A 16,043-nucleotide genomic window follows, 5' to 3' on the forward strand; every position below is an offset into this window, starting at 1 on the left:
GAAATGCTATGAACAATCAGCAGTTCAAACGTACCGCTATCGCGAGCCTGACTGCGCTCTATGTTAGCGGTGCTTGTACGTTTGCATTGGCCGACCCTGGAATGGAGAAGGTTGCAGGGAGCAGTTTTTATACTCCCACTTTCACCGCCGAAGATGTCTTAAAAGTGACCAATGAGCGCAAGGCTGAGTTAAGTGGTGACATTTATGTCGGCACGCCAGGACAGCTCAACCGCGTTAAAAAAGCCCGTTCCCCACAAGAGATTTTCCAGCCTGAAGCCAATTCACAGGGCGTGCAGACCTACATAGTGCAGTTAGAGGCCGAACCTCTGGCGACCTACGAGGGTGATCTCCCTGGGTTCGCCGCGACTAAGGCGCCAGTTAACCGTTCTATCATCGCTAAGGGTCGTGTCAGCGTAAACACGGCGGCGGCTCAGTCCTATAAGAGTTTCTTGTTAGGCAAACAGGACAAGTTTGTTTCGAGTGTACGTCAAGCGGGCGTTAACCTGAAAATCAACAAGCAATTCACTATTGCCAGCAACGCTTTAGTCGTTGAGATGACGCAGGAAGATGCGATTCGCATGTCGCATCAGGCTGGGGTGAAGCGTATTTCCCCTAACCGTATTTTTGAACTGCGCACCGACCGCGGCCCAGAGTTCATTGGTGCTGACCAAATGTGGCAAGGCACTGCAACGCAAGGCGGTTTGCCCGTGAAGGGTGAAGGCATGGTCGTCGGTATTATCGATACCGGTATCAACACCGACCATGTCGCCTTTGCCGATGATGAAGAATATGCGCGCTTAAACCCATACAAAGGTCAGGCGATCGGCGATTGTGGCGCCTTCCCTGAGCTGTGTAACAACAAGTTAGTGGGCCTGCATTCTTACCCTGAAATCACCGATGTGTATGCCGCCCCTGAGTTCCAAACTTCTAGTGGCGCGAAAAAGCGTATTCGCCCTGCCAACGCAGAGGACTACGCTGGCCATGGCTCTCACACGGCGAGTACCGTTGCGGGTAACACTTTAAAAGATACACCACTGCAAGGTTTTACCGGCGATAAGGTCAGTGATGGTGTGGATGTACCTTTCACTTTCCCTCAGACCAGTGGTGTCGCCCCACGCGCGCACATTATTGCCTACCAAGTGTGCTGGCCAGGCACCAGTGGCGACCCTTATGCGGGTTGTCCTGAGTCGGCCATCTTATCGGCTTTTGAAGATGCGATTGCCGATGGTGTCGATGCGATTAACTTCTCTATCGGCGGCGCGGAGAACATGCCTTGGGGTGACCCAATGGAGCTGGCTTTCTTATCGGCCCGTGAAGCGGGTATTTCAGTGGCCGCTGCGGCGGGTAACAGCGGTGCCTATTGGACGGCTGACCACTCATCACCTTGGGTTACCACAGTCGGTGCAACCACCCATGACCGTAAGCTGAAGGCGGGTATTAAGAGCCTCACAGGCTTCGAAGGCACGGGTAAACCAACGACGGCGATTCAAGGGACCAGCTTCTCTGGCGCGATTACCGGTGAAGTGGTGTTGGCAGAGAAATATGCTGATCCTAACACCAAAGACAGCTACACAGCGGCAAGCTGTAATGTGCCTTTCCCTGCGGGCACCTTTACATCGGATCAAATCGTCGTTTGTGAGCGTGGTGATATTGCCCGTATCGAAAAAGCGAAAAACGTGGCTGCAGGCGGCGCCGGTGGCGTGATCCTGCAAAATATGAGCTCTTCAGTGGATAACCTCGAAGCGGATATGTACGTGATCCCGGGTATCCAAGTGAAGTATGCCGATCGCCTTAAGATCCGTAACTGGGTACTGAAAAACCCAGGTACTGCGCGCGCGACCATTACCGACTTTACTAACGAGTACAGCTTCGATGCGTCAGCGGGTAATAACCTAGCGACATTCAGCTCCCTAGGCCCAAGTAAAACCAACAACACCTTAGTACCCGATTTAACGGCGCCGGGTGTGGATATTTATGCGGCCAACGCCGACGATCAGCCATTTACCAATAACCCATCAGCGTCTGACTGGACCTTTATGAGCGGTACTTCAATGGCCGCGCCGCACGTTACTGGGGCGATGACGCTATTGACCCAGTTACACCCAGATTGGACTCCAGCTGAAATCCAGTCTGCGCTCATGCTGACCGCAGGTCCTGTGGTATTGAATACCGGATATGAGTTGGTTGAACCTTACTACAACTTCATGGCGGGTGCGGGGGCGATCAACGTGGCGCGCGCAGCGGATACGGGATTAGTGATGGATGAAACCATCGACAACTACCGTAATGCCGATCCGACCAACGGCGGTGTAGTGAACTGGTTGAACTTGCCTTCTATGGTGGAAATGGAATGCGAGAAAACCTGTAGCTGGATGCGTACCGTTAAGGCGACCCGTGATGGCACTTGGACAGTTGAAGGTGTCGGTAAGGAAGAAGGTTTTGAGGTATCTGTATCGCCGGCGTCCTTCAGCCTGAAGGCGGGTGAATCGCAAAGCATTATTATCACTGCGAAAACGCCAAATCTTATCGAACATAAGGTGGAGCCAACAGATGCTTCGGCGCCTTGGAGCGAAGTGCTCAATAAGAATGCTTTCTTCAATGGCCAAGTGTTACTGAAAGAAACCAATGGCAGCTCACCGGATGTGCATATGCCTGTGGTGGTGGCGAGCGTTGCCGATCAGCTACCTGTGGCACACCGTTTTGAAATCACTCGCGATCAAGGCACTGAGTCTTTGGTGGTGAACACTGATTCTTACAGCCAACTGACCCCACGTTTCTATGGCCCAGTGAAGCCAGAGATCAGCTCAAATAAATTAACTGCAGTGAGCGCGATCTTAAGCAAAGCGAACATAGATAAGGGTTGGGATATTCGCCCTGTAGTGGTGCCTGAAGGCACTAAACGCTTCGTGGTAGAAGTTCAAAAGGCAGAGTTTGTCTCGACGCTGGAAAACTTGAACCCACGCTATACCGAGATGCACCCCTTTATCATGGTGGGTCTGGATAAGAACGGCAGCAATACCTTCGTACCAGAGGGCGATAACCCAACGAGTTCTGCGATTCGTGCGGAATATATCGATGAGTTAATGTGTATTTCGAGCAGTCAGTCTGAGCATAACTACTGTAGCTTTGAGAACCCAACCCCAGGTACTTACTGGGTAGCTACCGCTATGGCCTATGGTGCGGGTCAAGGCGATGTTGCCGTGGAAACTGGCTATGCCCTAGTGATGGAAAACGATGACAAGGGCTACCTGAACATGTCAGGCCCGGCATCCCACGACGGTAACGGTAACTATGAGATTGGTCTTCACTGGAACATTCCTGAAACCAAAGCTGGCGATGTTTACTACGGTGGTTTCGACCTTGGCAATATGCCAGGTGCCGAAGGCACATTAGGCTTTACCGCGCTGGATATTCGTCGTGCCGACGATGCGGTAACTTGGTCTGTGAGCCAAGACAAGGCCCGTAGCATGGATGTCATCGACGTTAAGCTCAACATTGCGCCTAACTTAGAGACACAGGATCGTAACTACAAGTTCGAGATGAAGCTGCCGGAAGGTATGCGTCTCGCGACGGGAACGATCAAAACCAATAACGATGATGTGACCAAAGCGATCGTTGCCGATGAGCACAACCTAACCCTGAGTGGTTTAGAGTTGTCGACACGCAACGTTGGACGTGAGTACAAGGTCAGCACCAGCTTAACCGATAAGATGTGCCATACACCGCTGATCGATGAATATTCGAAAGGCGGCTATATCGACCTGTGGGGCGAGTTCCGTATCCAGCCTAACGCAGACTGGTTTGTCGGTGACTTTAACAACGCATTCGATGTGCCTATCAATTGGCTGTTCTACAAACAAAACGCCAAGTTTGAAGTCTACAACCAACCTAACGCGGGCTACATGCGTATGCATACCGTGGGGGCGTTGCAGTTCAACACAGGTTATTGGTACATGTCACAACACCGTGGTCCAGGATTCTTGAACGAAGCCTTGGCGCCATTCTGGCGTGGCACGTTCACCAGCAAGTATCGTCGCGATCCTTCTGAGCCATGGGGTTTAACCATTGCAACTCAGTATGCTGAAGACCGTCCAGATTTGGGTGATCTACTGTTCCTCGAGTTCGACAATGTCACCGACAGTAAAACGGGTGAAGAGTTTGACTTTGAAACCATTTTACGCAGCGGTATCGACGATCGTCCTGGCCAATACGAAATCATTTACGCCTATAGCAACTTAGGTGCAAATGTGGCGAAAGGCGCGGTATTTGTGGAAGGGTTTGACTCTCCATGGTCAAGAACCGTAGGTCCAAAAAATGGCAACCTCTACGAAGTCTTAGGTTTCGATGACTTAGACGAAAAACTGCAAAACGATCTGGTGGTCTGTTATGACTATGTGGGTCCTGAGCAGAGTCGTATGGAAGTCAGCTTTAAAGTGGCCGTTCAACCGGAAGCTACGGGCAAGACGCTGAATGTTGAGCTGAACTACGACCTAGAAGGCGCAGCACCTACCACGTTAGTGCATACAGTGAATGTGAATGGCAATATCAAGTTAGCGCCAATTGCTAACCAAGTCGTTGCCGAAAACACCCGTCTCGAAGGACTGAGTGTCTCCTATGTGGACGCGAACAAGGTTCCGAACACGGTTGAAGTCACGGGTGAGCACATTAGTGCCGAGATCAAGGGTAGTCAGTTTACCCTGATCCCAGAAGCGAACTTCCACGGTGACACCTTAGTCACAGTGACTGTGCGTGATAACGAAATCAGCTCCGATGCCGCCAGCACTAGCTTTATGCTGACGGTAGAGTCTGATGGTGTTGAACCTACGCCAGTCACCCCAGTGACTCCTGAGACTCCTGAGCCAGAATCTAGCTCAGGCGGTGCCTTAGGATGGAGCATACTCAGCTTGCTTTCTATGGCATTTATTCGCCGCGCTAAAAAAGCCACTCGTGCTTAATTAGCTTCATTCTCCAGTCAAAAAGAGGGACGCATGTCCCTCTTTTTATTGGGTTAATATCTTCCTGTTATTCGACCTGTTCACGGGTTAAGATGAATGACATGCGTGAATGCTAAGCTTTATTGGGCACAAATCGATAAGGGAAGAAGATGACTACAGAACGCTATTTTTACGAGCCGAGCAAGGGACATGGACTATCGCACGACCCCTTAAATGCGATTGTCGCCCCTAGACCCATAGGCTGGATCTCCTCGCGCAGTGCCCAGGGGCAACGCAATCTCGCGCCCTATAGTTTTTTCAATTGTTTCAACTACAAACCACCGATCATTGGCTTTGCCAGCACGGGCTGGAAAGACAGTGTCGCCAATATCGTCGACACCGGTGAGTTCGTCTGGAACCTCACCACCCGCAGCCTTGCCGAGAAAATGAATCAAACATCCGCCATGCTGCCCCGCGGGGAGGACGAGTTTGCCTTTGCCGGACTCACCCCCAAGGCGGGCACTATCGTCCAAGCTGAGCTGGTGGCCGAAAGCCCGGTCAACTTTGAATGTAAGCTGTCTCAATGTATTCAATTAACTGCCGCCAATGGGGATAAGATTGATACTTGGCTCGTCTTAGGTGAAGTCGTTGCCGTGCATATCGCCAAGCATTTGCTCAATAGTGAAGGTGTGTATCAAACCGCCCTCGCCGAACCCGTGCTGCGCGCCGGCGGCCCATCCGCCTACTATGGGATCTCCGAAGATCTGCGTTTCGATCTACATAGACCACAAGTGTAGGGCGCTTAAATGCCGCTAGGCTTGAGAGGCAAACTGCGTTTGAGTTTTTGAATTATGAGTTTTGGTATCTCATTGCAGAGCAATTCATGATTTAAGCTTTTTTAAAAGAAAAATCAACGTCGTGGGGCTTCACCCCACACCCGACCAAGGAGGACTGCTCGTCCTATCCTCCTTGGATGCTCCATGACGCCCCTAACGGAGTTGAAAACCCCTTGTGCTCATTGCCAAATTTGCTATCGCTTCCGAAGGATGCGTCCCTGCACCTGCGAAAGCTAGTTCGCCATCCATGGCGAGACTCACGCAATTTGTTTATTCGCCCTGCGGCAACTCCAAGGGGATGGTGTATTCTTTGAACTTTTGTATTGTATTCAAGTGGCCAAAGGTAGAAAAAGTACGAGTGTTTTATCTTTTTCAGCAATTAACTTCCGAGTGCTTTTTTGTGCTATAGCCTTAGTGGTTAGCCATGTAATTGCGGTTAATTCCGAAGTGACTATAATTTCCAATCGTAGTTTTTGGCATAGAAAGATATTTTTAATATAAATTTTATATTATTTATTTAAATATATGCTGTGAGCATGTTTTTTTACAGGAATAGTAAGTAATGAAAAAACTGTATATTATTGGCAATGGATTTGATATGCATCACGGATTATCAACAAATTATTTCAGCTTTAAAAACTATATTAGTTTGCATAATCAAGATCTTTTTAGAAAAATAAATCAATATTATTGCTCGGGTAATGATGAGGATTTATGGGCTAATTTCGAAGAGAACTTGGCAAATTTAGATAAGGATGGTGTACTCGATGAGTTATCTGAATATCTTCCAAATACTTCAAGTGAGGATTTCCGTGATAGGGATTGGCATACTGCTGATATCGAATCAAATAGGTTACTCGAATTGCTAACAAGTAAATTACGTAAAGAGTTCAGTAATTTTATTATTGAAGCATCTTCTGAAAAAATAGATCCATCTAAGCTAATAAAAATTGATATTAGTGAGTTATTTCTTAGTTTCAATTACACTAATACTTTAGAAAAAGAGTACTTTATTCCTGGTGAGCGTATTTTATACATTCATGGTGTTGCAAATGATGCAGAGGATTTAATTTTCGGTCATGCGATTGAGCCTGATTCCTTTATTGAGGAAACAACCATTGAAAGACCTCCTGATAACTTTTCGTCGGAACAGTTAGATTACTGGTATGATGAAATGGCTAATCAACATGATCCTATATATGAAAATTTGAAAAATAATGTAAATAGTTACTTCTCTGCATCATATAAAAATACTAAAAAAATTATTAAAGATAATGAAGACTATTTTCAAAGGCTTGATAGTATTAAAGAAATTTATATTTTAGGACATTCGCTTTCAGACGTTGATATACCATATTTTGAGAGAATAGCTTCGATTGTAAAACCTGATTGCTATTGGTACGTTTCTTATTACAGTGAATTTGAAAAAGTTAAATTTGAAGTTGTATTAGAAAACTTAGATATAAATCCTGCTTACTATCAATTGATCAAAATAGCAGACTTGTGTTGCTAGTAGTTTTGAAGAGTAAGATACGAAAACTGTTATGATAGAGGAAGTTTATAGTTCTTTCCGGTAAGCAATACAGCTAAACTTTATATACTGGTTGAAGGTGCACCAATCCCTGCGAAGTTGCCGCGGGGCGTTGGAATAAATTGCGTGAGTCCGGTCATGGATGACCGGCTAGCTTTCGGGGTACAGGATGTACCATCGGAAGCGATAGCAATTTATCCATAAGACCAAGGCCAGTCTCTAATGCATGTAACTTCGCTAGGGACGGCAAGGGAGATCCAAGAGGGGATTGCTGTTGATCCCCTCTTGGTCGGGTGTGGGTTGAAGACCCACGACGTTGACTTTGATGTAAAAAACAAACTACGTCTGGATATGTAGATTTCTTAGCTGTAGGCCATATTCAATGTGAAATACGGCATAACGTATAAAACAAAACCCCAGTAAAAACTGGGGGTTATTGTTTGAGCCAATGTTGGCAAAGGTTACTCAGCCAAACTCACAAATCAACGCGTTATTTGATAAACGCGAAGGCATCGCCGTAGAGATGGGCTTCATCGACACCCATTTCGCGGAAGATTTCGCGGGCGGCGCCGACCATATCGAAACGACCTGCGATATAGATGTCATAGCCATTGAGGCTGATAAAATCTTGCTTGATTTGCGCGAGCAGATTAGCGGTTTTACCCTGCCAGTTTGCTGGAGCTTCTTCCACAACGGGCACAAAGTGTAACCAAGGGTGAGCGTCGTGCCATTGGCGAGCGATGCTTTCGTAGTACATCGCATCTTGGGTGCGGCAACCCCAGTAGAGGGTAGTTTCGACCTGTTGGCCGAGGGCGATTTGTTGCTCGACAATGCTCTTAATGTAAGAGAAGCCAGTGCCACCGGCGATCAATAGACGTGGGCGCTGGCTGTCGTGGCGTAAGTGTGCTTCGCCGCCGGGAGCTTCGATGTCGATATGCGTGCTATTACGCAATTTTTCAACCACTTGCATTGGATAGCTTTCGCTGACGGCCGCGCCAATATGAAGCTCAATCACTTCGGCATTAGGGGCGGACGCGATAGAGAAGGGACGTTTATCTTTTTCACCCATCACAACACACAGGTATTGTCCCGCTTGAAACTCAAAGGGGGTGTCGGGCTTTAACCACACCTGATACACGGCGTCGTTAAAGGGGGTTACTTTCTCTATCTTACAACGTATGGTTTTCATCAAACTTCCTTTGCACCTTTCATCATTTGTTGTCGTTAGGTGTCACATTAAGGCCGCTGGCGGCCTATTCTCTTGGCTTAAGTGGGTACGAGAGTCGTGCTTAAGCTGAATTATAGGGTTGGGCTGTCGTCTATGCCTAACTCATCCCAGATTGAGTCGATCTTTTGCTTAACCTTAGGATCCATCACGATCGGTGTGCCCCATTCGCGGTTGGTTTCGCCTTCCCACTTATTGGTGGCATCGAGGCCCATTTTGGAGCCGAGGCCTGCCACGGGGGAGGCAAAGTCGAGGTAATCGATCGGCGTGTTATCGATCATCACGGTATCGCGCTTAGGATCCATACGGGTGGTAATGGCCCAAATCACATCATTCCAGTCGCGGCAATTCACATCGTCGTCGACCACCACAATAAATTTGGTATACATAAATTGGCGCAGGAAGGACCAAGCGCCCATCATCACCCGTTTCGCATGGCCAGGGTATTGTTTACGAATCGAGATCACCGCCATCCGATAGGAGCAACCTTCGGGCGGCAGGTAAAAATCAATAATTTCAGGATATTGCTTACGCAAAATCGGCACAAACACTTCGTTGAGTGCCACACCTAACATGGCGGGTTCATCCGGTGGACGGCCTGTGTAGGTGCTGTGGTAAATCGGATCCTTACGGTGGGTAATATGGGTCACGGTAAAGACAGGGAATTTATCCGTCTCGTTGTAGTAACCCGTGTGGTCGCCGTAGGGGCCTTCTTCGGCCATTTCGTCGGGATCGATATAGCCTTCGAGGATGATCTCGCTGCTGGCGGGCACTTCTAAATCACAGCTTAATGCCTTGCAGACTTCGGTACGCTCGCCGCGCAGCAATCCTGCGAAGGCGTATTCGCTCATGGCATCGGGCACTGGGGTGACCGCGCCTAAAATGGTCACAGGATCAGAGCCTAAGGCTACCACTACAGGGTAACGCTCGCCGGGGAATTGCTCTTTAAAATCGGCAAAGTCGAGGGCGCCACCACGGTGGGACAGCCAGCGCATAATGAGTTTATTCTTGCCGAGCAACTGCTGACGGTAGATCCCAAGGTTTTGGCGACTCTTACGCGGACCTTTGGTAATGGTTAAGCCCCAAGTGACTAAAGGTGCGACATCGCCCGGCCAGCAATGCTGAATCGGCAGCTGAGTTAAATCGACTTCATCGCCCGTTTTTACCACTTGCTGACAGGCGGGATTACGCACTGTTTTAGGTGGCATATTCAAGGCTTGCTTGAACATGGGGATTTTTGAAATCGCGTCTTTAAAGCCGCGTGGTGGCTCGGGTTCTTTTAAAAACGCCAATAGCTCGCCGACTTCGCGCAGTGCTAACGGGTCATCTTTACCCAGCGCCATGGCGACACGTTTTGGGGTACCAAAGAGGTTGGCCAGCACTGGCATTGAATGATTCGTTGGATTTTCGAATAGGAGTGCAGGGCCTTTGGCGCGTAGAACGCGATCGGCGATCTCTGTCATTTCTAAATGAGGATCAACGGGGTAGCTAATGCGTTTGAGTTCGCCATTGGCTTCCAGATGATCAATAAAGCTGCGTAAATCCTTAAAACTCATGTGGAAATAGCCTCTGCAGTGGAAATCCGTGTGGCGCGCACTATAGCATTTTTCTGTTTTAGGGTTAACCTATTCAGTGATCTTCCAGCTTTGGAAGCGTAAAATGCTTGTCCTAGGTCGATGTTTATTTGACCAGTGCCCGGTATTTCGAGGTTTATATGACACTCTCTCCATGCCTTGTTAAAGATAAATATCTTCAACTTCAATCAGTTTGCTTACCTAAGTCGGCTAAGCCTTGGCATAAAACAGGCTTTACCTTGTCTTTACTGGGCGCCTTACTGATTTGCACCTTAGCCGTGCCGAATCTGGCGGCGGCACGCGATCGCGGCAATGATCGCCATAGCGAGAGTCATGGTCGCCACGACAATCACTACAATAATCACCATAAACATGGGGATAGCCACCGCCACTATCGTCCCTATTATCGTCCTTATTATCCTTGGGGATTGGGCCTAGGTGTTGGCTTAGCGACGGGTTGGGGTACGGGTTGGAATCTCGGCTACGGTTGGAACGATTGGGGCTGGAATAGCTCGCGTTATTGGAATTCACCCTATTCGGGCATAGGCTTGTCTATTCCTATGGCCTATGATGATACGCCAGTGGCAGTTTCGCCCCCAGTGCGAGTCACAACGAGTATGCAATATTCGCCGAGCGAAGGCCGTATGGTGTCGAATATGCCAACGAATAGTGCGACTGTGATATCACAGACAGGTGCATCGACGGCTAGGGCATCAACAGCCTCGGCGGAGCAAATTGCCAATGTGCCCCGTGCACGGGCGGCGCGCAGTGTGTCGAGCCTGCCGAGCAATGCCAGAATAGTGCAACAGGATGGCCGTACCTTATATGAGTGGCAAGGTACGCTTTACGCCTTCGATTGGAATAGCCAAACCTATCAAGAACAGTTAGTGAAGTAATGTTGTTTTAGGCCTTATCGACGGGAGCCCCGAGTGGGCTCCTATTTTTTTCTTAGCCAGTTGTCGTTTTATAGAATCGCGGAGAAATCGTTTGCAAGCAGTTCAACCCCAGACTCAGGCTCAAAGCAGCGCGCTTTGGGTGTTACTCGCCTTGGCATTAGGCACCTTTGCCCTAGGCACCACAGAATTTGCCGCCATGACCTTAGTGCCTTATATCGCCAGTGATTTAAGCGTCGATGTCGCCCATGTGAGTTATGCCATCAGTGCCTATGCCCTTGGGGTGGTGGTGGGCTCGCCCATCATTATGGTGCTGGGGGTGAGGATTAAGCGGCGCACGCTGTTAATCGCCTTGGCCGCCATGATGGCGGTTGCCAATGGCTTAAGCGCCCTAGCGTCCAGTTTGAATTGGTTAGTCTTTTTCCGCTTTTTAAGCGGCTTGCCCCATGGGGCTTACTTTGGGGTGGCTATGTTACTGGCGGCGTCCTTAGTGCCTCCCGAGATGAAGGCCCGAGCGGTTTCTCGGGTGATTATCGGCTTAACCTTAGCCACTATCGTTGGCGTGCCCTTCGCGACCTGGATGGGACAAACCGTCGGTTGGCGCTCTGGTATCGGCATAGTGGCGATTATTGCCGCCGTGACTGCTGTTATGCTGTATTTTCTCGCGCCAAATGTTGCCGTACCGCAAAATGCCAGCCCGAAAAAAGAGCTGCAAACCCTGAAGAACCGTGAAGTTTGGCTCACGCTCGGCATTGCGGCTATCGGTTTTGGCGGGATTTTCTGTGTGTATACCTATCTGGCCGAGACGCTGATCCAAGTCACCCAGGTCGAGCCCTTTAAAATTCCGGTGATGATGGCGGTCTTTGGGATTGGCGCCACCTTAGGCACCTTAGTCTGTGGCTGGGCGGCGGATAAGTCGGCGCTGGCGGCGGCATTTTGGTCGCTGGTGTTAAGCACCTTAGTGTTGGCGTTGTATCCGAGTTTGACGGGATCTTATTGGGCATTAATGCCGATTGTATTCTTTGTAGGTTCGGGGATTGGTCTAGCAACCATAGTACAGGCGCGATTAATGGATGTGGCCCCCGATGGGCAGGCCATGACGGGCGCCTTAGTACAATGTGCCTTTAATCTTGCCAATGCGATTGGCCCTTGGGTTGGCAGCTTAGTGATCTTATCAGGCCAAGGCATCGCCGCGACTGGCTATGCCGCAGCGCTGTTATCCCTCGGTGGTTTAGTCATGTGGTGGTTAACCCATAGGGAGAGTCGCAGCGCTGATAATCTTTGCACTGCAAACTGCATTGATTAAGCTGACCATGACGGCGCAGATCTATATCTGCGCCGCTTTTAAGTAAACTTCTTAACCTCTTTGTATGGTGATATCGGCGATATAACCATGTTCAGTGGCGAGCAGTGCTTGTTTTAGCATGCCTGCGGCCTCATCGGCGGACATAAAGCTTGAGGTATCTAGATTCTTACCACTACTCGGCCAAAAGCCGGTATCCATACCGCCGGGATAAACCGCAATCAACTTCATCGGACTCTGCTTGAGCTCCAAACGTACCGATTCGATAAAGCCCCGCACCGCCCATTTGGCGGCGCAGTAGGTCGACTCTCCCGCTTTGGCGGCGAGGGCGGCGGTAGACATCACGATCACAACCTTAACTGCTTGCTGTTTATAGCGTTTCACCAATTCACGTACCAGCAGAATGGTTGAAGTGACATTGTTATTCAGCAGCGCTTGGATTTCACTCATGCCTTGGGTTTCCAGTGCGCCGAAGTAACCACTGCCAGCGCAGTGGATAACCGTGTTGGGGGTATCGGTAAGGCCATCGAATAGCGCTTCGACACTCGCTTCGTCCGCTAAATCGGCACTGATGGCGCTGATGCTTTGGGTCGAAAATGGGCTAAGGGCATTGGCTACGGTATGCAGGCGATTGGCATCGCGCCCCGTCAGTGTAAGTGCTTGGTTATCCTTGGCATACAGGGCAGCTAATGCCGCGCCTAAGCCACTGCTTGCGCCAGTAATCAGTATCATCTTTACCTCTTGGTGTTCTCTGGACGTTTAGGCTTAGATCAGGGTGAACAGCGGCTGGTCGAAGGCGACATCGTCCCCATCTTTCACCCAAATAGCGCCGATTATGCCGTCACGCTCGGCCTCGATGGGATTTTGCATCCGCATGGCTTCGATGATGCAAAGCGTGTCGCCGCGCGCCACCCTTTGACCTATGCACACTAAGGGCGCTTCGGTTTGGCCTTGTGAGGCATGGAAGGTGCCGACCATGGGCGATAGCTGCACAAAGCCTTCAATCACAGGCAGGGCGTCACGGGCTTTGGCAGGCTTTGGCGTCAGTGCTGAAGAGGGCGCAGGATGATGCGCGCCCTCAGGTGTGCTTGCGGTGTGTGGGCCGTAGCGGGTGATGCGAATAGACTCTTCCCCTTCGGTAATCGCCAGTTCTGCAATCCCAGATTCCTGCACTAATTCAATCAGTTTTTTGATCTTTCGAAGGTCAACCGCCATGGCTTGTGGCTCCCTGTACTCACGCTAATCGCGTTTATGCCTTCAATCTCTTAATCGCCGCCGCAAGGGCAAACTCATAGCCTTGGGCGCCGAAACCACAAATCACCCCAATGGCCTTATCGGACAAATAGGAGTGGTGGCGGAAGGGCTCGCGGGCGTGGACATTGGATAAATGCACTTCAAAGAAGGGAATATCTACCCCAAGCAGTGCGTCACGTAGGGCCACACTGGTGTGGGTAAAGGCTGCGGGGTTGATAATGATCATCTGCGCATCGGTGGCATGGATAGCGTTGATCAGCTCAAATTCGGCATTCGATTGAATATGCTCAAGTTCAACACCTGCTGCTTGAGCTTGTTCACTCAAAATGGCAACGATATCGGCTAAGGTTTGATGACCGTAAACACTGGGCTCACGGCGACCAAGGAGGTTTAAATTGGGGCCATTGATGAGCAGAACTTTATGATTCATTACGCTTTCCTTTTACGACATGCCTTAACGGGTTGAATGCCATTAACTTAACCTGTTCGGGCGGATTTTGCATTATGAATGTCACCGCGCTGTCGGCGGGGTTAATCAAACTTAATCTGTCGCATGGCTTTAGTGGCGCCACGTTGTTTTTTCGCATCTAAGCGTTTGGTTTGGCTGCTTTTGGTCGCGCGGGTTGGAATGCGTTTTTTGGGCACCTCGGCCACGCTGGCAACCAGGGCGATAAATTGCTCCAATGCGGTTTGCCGATTCGCCTCTTGGCTGCGGCTCGCCTGACATTTGATAATGATTTTGCCACTGGCGGTAATCCGATGATCGGCTTTTTGCAGCAGGCGCTGCTGATAAAACTCGGGTAATGACGAGTTTCTGATATCAAAAATCAATTGGGCGGCGGTGGAGACTTTATTGACATTCTGCCCGCCAGCGCCGCTTGAGCGGATAAATTGCCACTCGATTTCATTTTCCGGAAGTTCCACACGGTTTGAGATTTTTATCATGGCAGACTTAGGGTTTTGTCCAATTGCTTTGAGAAGAGAGCAATAACTGCTTATGGCTTTTCAATAGATTTGTTATCATCGGCGCATTCTTGCTGGGCAGGCGTGTTTGCCCGTTTGCAAAATAGTGTTCTCGTTTCGGAGTGCCTTTATGTTATGCCAAATCCCCGATATTGCTAAGGGTGTTATCAGTCTTTTCGCCAGTGGTCGACTCTCATCAACCGATTATCGTACCCGTTTACAGCCGGCCATTAAGAGTTACCGCAAGGATTGGGGACAAGTTTGCCTGTATATCGAGGCGGACGTCTTACTCGAAGGCTGGGAATTTGAGTCGCTAACGGGCAGCGGCGAAGTCCAACTCCCTAATTTTGAAGCCTTAGTATTTGTTGGTGGCCCAGATTGGGTGGGTAACGCTGTGCGTTTACTCGGCCCCTTTATGCAGGGCGAAGTGGCTTGGTTCCCCTTAGAACAAAAAGCTAAAGCCATCGACTGGATTGCGAAACGTTCAACTTTTTAACGGCCCATGGTGGGTATTACTTATAAGGAATTAACTATGTCTTTGTTGAAAACTATGACTGCCAAACCGACCGCTAAATTAGGCGCTATCGCCTTAGTGTTGGCCTTTACCGCAGGCTTAAGTGCCTGTGCGCCAGAGGTGGGCAGTGAAGCTTGGTGTAAGCAAATGAAGGATAAACCTTCTGGCGATTGGACGGCGAACGAAGCTGCCGATTACGCTAAACACTGCGTGTTTAAATAAGCTTTTCAAGCTAGTAGCGTCACAGCTTGGCTTCTTTTTAGTTGCAAGCTGTGAACTTATGCTTAGAATCCCTGTCTGAAGTTGCACAAGCTATTGCTTAACAACCTACTGAATTGTCCAAAGGTGATATTTGATTTCGACCGCCAAGCCATTCTTTAGCCGAATGGTCACCCTACTGATAGCCATTATCGTGCTGCAATTTGCGGGCGCGAATTTGGGTGCGCATCAGTTACATGCGGGTAATGGCGCCGAAGAAGCCGAGAATCATCCCCATCTCCAATTTAGTGCTCCCGTGACCACCTTGGCCCAATGTGTGGATTGTGTGTGCCCCAATGAGCAGACACTCGGATTCAGTGCCGAGGCGTTTGGCGAAACGGCGCTCAAGTCTGGCATAGCAACTGCGAGCGTGAGTGGCCACTCACACTTAGTGCAAACCACTGAAATTCAAGATTTTGACCTCTGCCTCGATTGCCAATGTCACGGCGGTCATGTGGCGTTGTTATCCCATACCGAGAGCCAAACGACTGTCGCGTTTGATATGGCCTATGTGCCGGCTGATTTAGCTTATTTCTCGGCAGATCAATTACCTAAGTACCGCCCTCCCATCGCTTAACCTTCAATATCTGCTTATCGCGTATCGCAGCGTTTTTGCGCGCCGCCATAAGCCCTTTATTTATCCCCACAGCATCGATGATGGGTCTAAAACGGCCATGGCTCGCGCTAGCGCTTTGAGCTTATTCGATATTTAACGCCTCTGGGGAGTGTTCGATTGGTATCCGTATGCCTATGGCGTG

General features: G+C 49.5%; 14 protein-coding genes. 8 read left to right on the forward strand and 6 right to left on the reverse strand.

What is annotated here, in order from left to right:
- Positions 1-8: 8 nt before the first annotated feature.
- From N5E87_RS02575 to N5E87_RS02585, 3 genes are all read left to right on the forward strand, one after another.
- Positions 9-4,955, forward strand: coding sequence for a S8 family serine peptidase (locus tag N5E87_RS02575; protein ID WP_279775006.1), 4,947 nt, complete (start codon positions 9-11; stop codon positions 4,953-4,955).
- Between the two features lie 149 nt (positions 4,956-5,104).
- Positions 5,105-5,731, forward strand: a complete 627-nt coding sequence (locus N5E87_RS02580) for a flavin reductase family protein (RefSeq protein ID WP_011621304.1) — start codon at positions 5,105-5,107, stop codon at positions 5,729-5,731.
- A 601-nt stretch (positions 5,732-6,332) separates the two neighbouring features.
- The gene (locus N5E87_RS02585) at positions 6,333-7,283 is read left to right on the forward strand and encodes a bacteriophage abortive infection AbiH family protein (RefSeq protein WP_086902994.1); all 951 of its coding nucleotides are present in this window, start codon (positions 6,333-6,335) and stop codon (positions 7,281-7,283) included.
- 508 nt (positions 7,284-7,791) lie between these two features.
- On the opposite strand, the gene fre is transcribed toward N5E87_RS02585, so the two are convergent.
- Both fre and ubiD read right to left on the reverse strand, forming a co-directional pair.
- Positions 7,792-8,490, reverse strand: coding sequence for an NAD(P)H-flavin reductase (fre, locus tag N5E87_RS02590; RefSeq protein WP_086902993.1), 699 nt, complete (start codon positions 8,488-8,490; stop codon positions 7,792-7,794).
- 110 nt (positions 8,491-8,600) lie between these two features.
- Positions 8,601-10,082 (reverse strand): 4-hydroxy-3-polyprenylbenzoate decarboxylase, encoded by a 1,482-nt coding sequence (ubiD, locus tag N5E87_RS02595; RefSeq protein WP_086902992.1) that lies wholly within the window; start codon positions 10,080-10,082, stop codon positions 8,601-8,603.
- A gap of 158 nt (positions 10,083-10,240) precedes the next feature.
- On the opposite strand from ubiD, the gene N5E87_RS02600 reads away from it, so the two are divergent.
- Together N5E87_RS02600 and N5E87_RS02605 are read left to right on the forward strand one after the other, a co-directional pair.
- Positions 10,241-10,996, forward strand: coding sequence for a hypothetical protein (locus N5E87_RS02600; RefSeq protein WP_086902991.1), 756 nt, complete (start codon positions 10,241-10,243; stop codon positions 10,994-10,996).
- Positions 10,997-11,087: 91 nt separating this feature from the next.
- Positions 11,088-12,299 (forward strand): MFS transporter, encoded by a 1,212-nt coding sequence (locus N5E87_RS02605; RefSeq protein WP_279775009.1) that lies wholly within the window; start codon positions 11,088-11,090, stop codon positions 12,297-12,299.
- A gap of 51 nt (positions 12,300-12,350) precedes the next feature.
- On the opposite strand, the gene N5E87_RS02610 is transcribed toward N5E87_RS02605, so the two are convergent.
- The 4 genes from N5E87_RS02610 to arfB all read right to left on the reverse strand — a co-directional run bounded on the left by N5E87_RS02610 (position 12,351) and on the right by arfB (position 14,495).
- Positions 12,351-13,028: an SDR family NAD(P)-dependent oxidoreductase gene (locus tag N5E87_RS02610; RefSeq protein ID WP_279775010.1), complete on the reverse strand. Its 678-nt coding sequence runs from the start codon at positions 13,026-13,028 to the stop codon at positions 12,351-12,353.
- A gap of 33 nt (positions 13,029-13,061) precedes the next feature.
- Positions 13,062-13,511: an acetyl-CoA carboxylase biotin carboxyl carrier protein gene (gene accB / locus N5E87_RS02615; RefSeq protein WP_279775012.1), complete on the reverse strand. Its 450-nt coding sequence runs from the start codon at positions 13,509-13,511 to the stop codon at positions 13,062-13,064.
- Positions 13,512-13,545: 34 nt separating this feature from the next.
- Complete coding sequence (gene aroQ / locus N5E87_RS02620) at positions 13,546-13,980, reverse strand: type II 3-dehydroquinate dehydratase (protein ID WP_037428701.1); 435 nt, start codon at positions 13,978-13,980, stop codon at positions 13,546-13,548.
- Between the two features lie 101 nt (positions 13,981-14,081).
- On the reverse strand, positions 14,082-14,495 hold the full coding sequence (arfB, locus tag N5E87_RS02625) for an alternative ribosome rescue aminoacyl-tRNA hydrolase ArfB (RefSeq protein ID WP_011621314.1): 414 nt from the start codon (positions 14,493-14,495) through the stop codon (positions 14,082-14,084).
- A 148-nt stretch (positions 14,496-14,643) separates the two neighbouring features.
- On the opposite strand from arfB, the gene N5E87_RS02630 reads away from it, so the two are divergent.
- The 3 genes from N5E87_RS02630 (at position 14,644) to N5E87_RS02640 (ending at position 15,862) form a co-directional block, all read left to right on the forward strand.
- The gene (locus tag N5E87_RS02630; protein ID WP_011621315.1) at positions 14,644-15,009 is read left to right on the forward strand and encodes an STAS/SEC14 domain-containing protein; all 366 of its coding nucleotides are present in this window, start codon (positions 14,644-14,646) and stop codon (positions 15,007-15,009) included.
- A gap of 36 nt (positions 15,010-15,045) precedes the next feature.
- Positions 15,046-15,249 carry a DUF3012 domain-containing protein gene (locus tag N5E87_RS02635; RefSeq protein WP_011621316.1) on the forward strand — a complete coding sequence of 68 codons (204 nt, stop codon included), beginning with the start codon at positions 15,046-15,048 and terminating at the stop codon, positions 15,247-15,249.
- Between the two features lie 163 nt (positions 15,250-15,412).
- A complete protein-coding gene (locus tag N5E87_RS02640; RefSeq protein WP_176370301.1) occupies positions 15,413-15,862 on the forward strand; it encodes a hypothetical protein in 450 nt (149 codons plus the stop codon).
- The last annotated feature ends 181 nt before the right edge of the window (positions 15,863-16,043 follow it).

The sequence above is a fragment of the Shewanella sp. GD03713 genome, assembly GCF_029843705.1.
Classification (GTDB): domain Bacteria; phylum Pseudomonadota; class Gammaproteobacteria; order Enterobacterales; family Shewanellaceae; genus Shewanella.

Excerpts from the sequence above, each read along its gene's own strand:
- N5E87_RS02635 (WP_011621316.1), top strand. The coding sequence starts at position 15,046 with ATGTCTTTGTTGAAAACTATGACTGCCAAACCGACCGCTAAATTAGGC.
- ubiD (WP_086902992.1), bottom strand. The coding sequence starts at position 10,082 with ATGAGTTTTAAGGATTTACGCAGCTTTATTGATCATCTGGAAGCCAAT.
- aroQ (WP_037428701.1), bottom strand. The coding sequence starts at position 13,980 with ATGAATCATAAAGTTCTGCTCATCAATGGCCCCAATTTAAACCTCCTT.
- accB (WP_279775012.1), bottom strand. The coding sequence starts at position 13,511 with ATGGCGGTTGACCTTCGAAAGATCAAAAAACTGATTGAATTAGTGCAG.
- fre (WP_086902993.1), bottom strand. The coding sequence starts at position 8,490 with ATGAAAACCATACGTTGTAAGATAGAGAAAGTAACCCCCTTTAACGAC.
- N5E87_RS02610 (WP_279775010.1), bottom strand. The coding sequence starts at position 13,028 with ATGATACTGATTACTGGCGCAAGCAGTGGCTTAGGCGCGGCATTAGCT.
- N5E87_RS02575 (WP_279775006.1), top strand. The coding sequence starts at position 9 with ATGAACAATCAGCAGTTCAAACGTACCGCTATCGCGAGCCTGACTGCG.
- N5E87_RS02585 (WP_086902994.1), top strand. The coding sequence starts at position 6,333 with ATGAAAAAACTGTATATTATTGGCAATGGATTTGATATGCATCACGGA.
- N5E87_RS02580 (WP_011621304.1), top strand. The coding sequence starts at position 5,105 with ATGACTACAGAACGCTATTTTTACGAGCCGAGCAAGGGACATGGACTA.
- N5E87_RS02630 (WP_011621315.1), top strand. The coding sequence starts at position 14,644 with ATGTTATGCCAAATCCCCGATATTGCTAAGGGTGTTATCAGTCTTTTC.
- arfB (WP_011621314.1), bottom strand. The coding sequence starts at position 14,495 with ATGATAAAAATCTCAAACCGTGTGGAACTTCCGGAAAATGAAATCGAG.
- N5E87_RS02640 (WP_176370301.1), top strand. The coding sequence starts at position 15,413 with ATGGTCACCCTACTGATAGCCATTATCGTGCTGCAATTTGCGGGCGCG.
- N5E87_RS02600 (WP_086902991.1), top strand. The coding sequence starts at position 10,241 with ATGACACTCTCTCCATGCCTTGTTAAAGATAAATATCTTCAACTTCAA.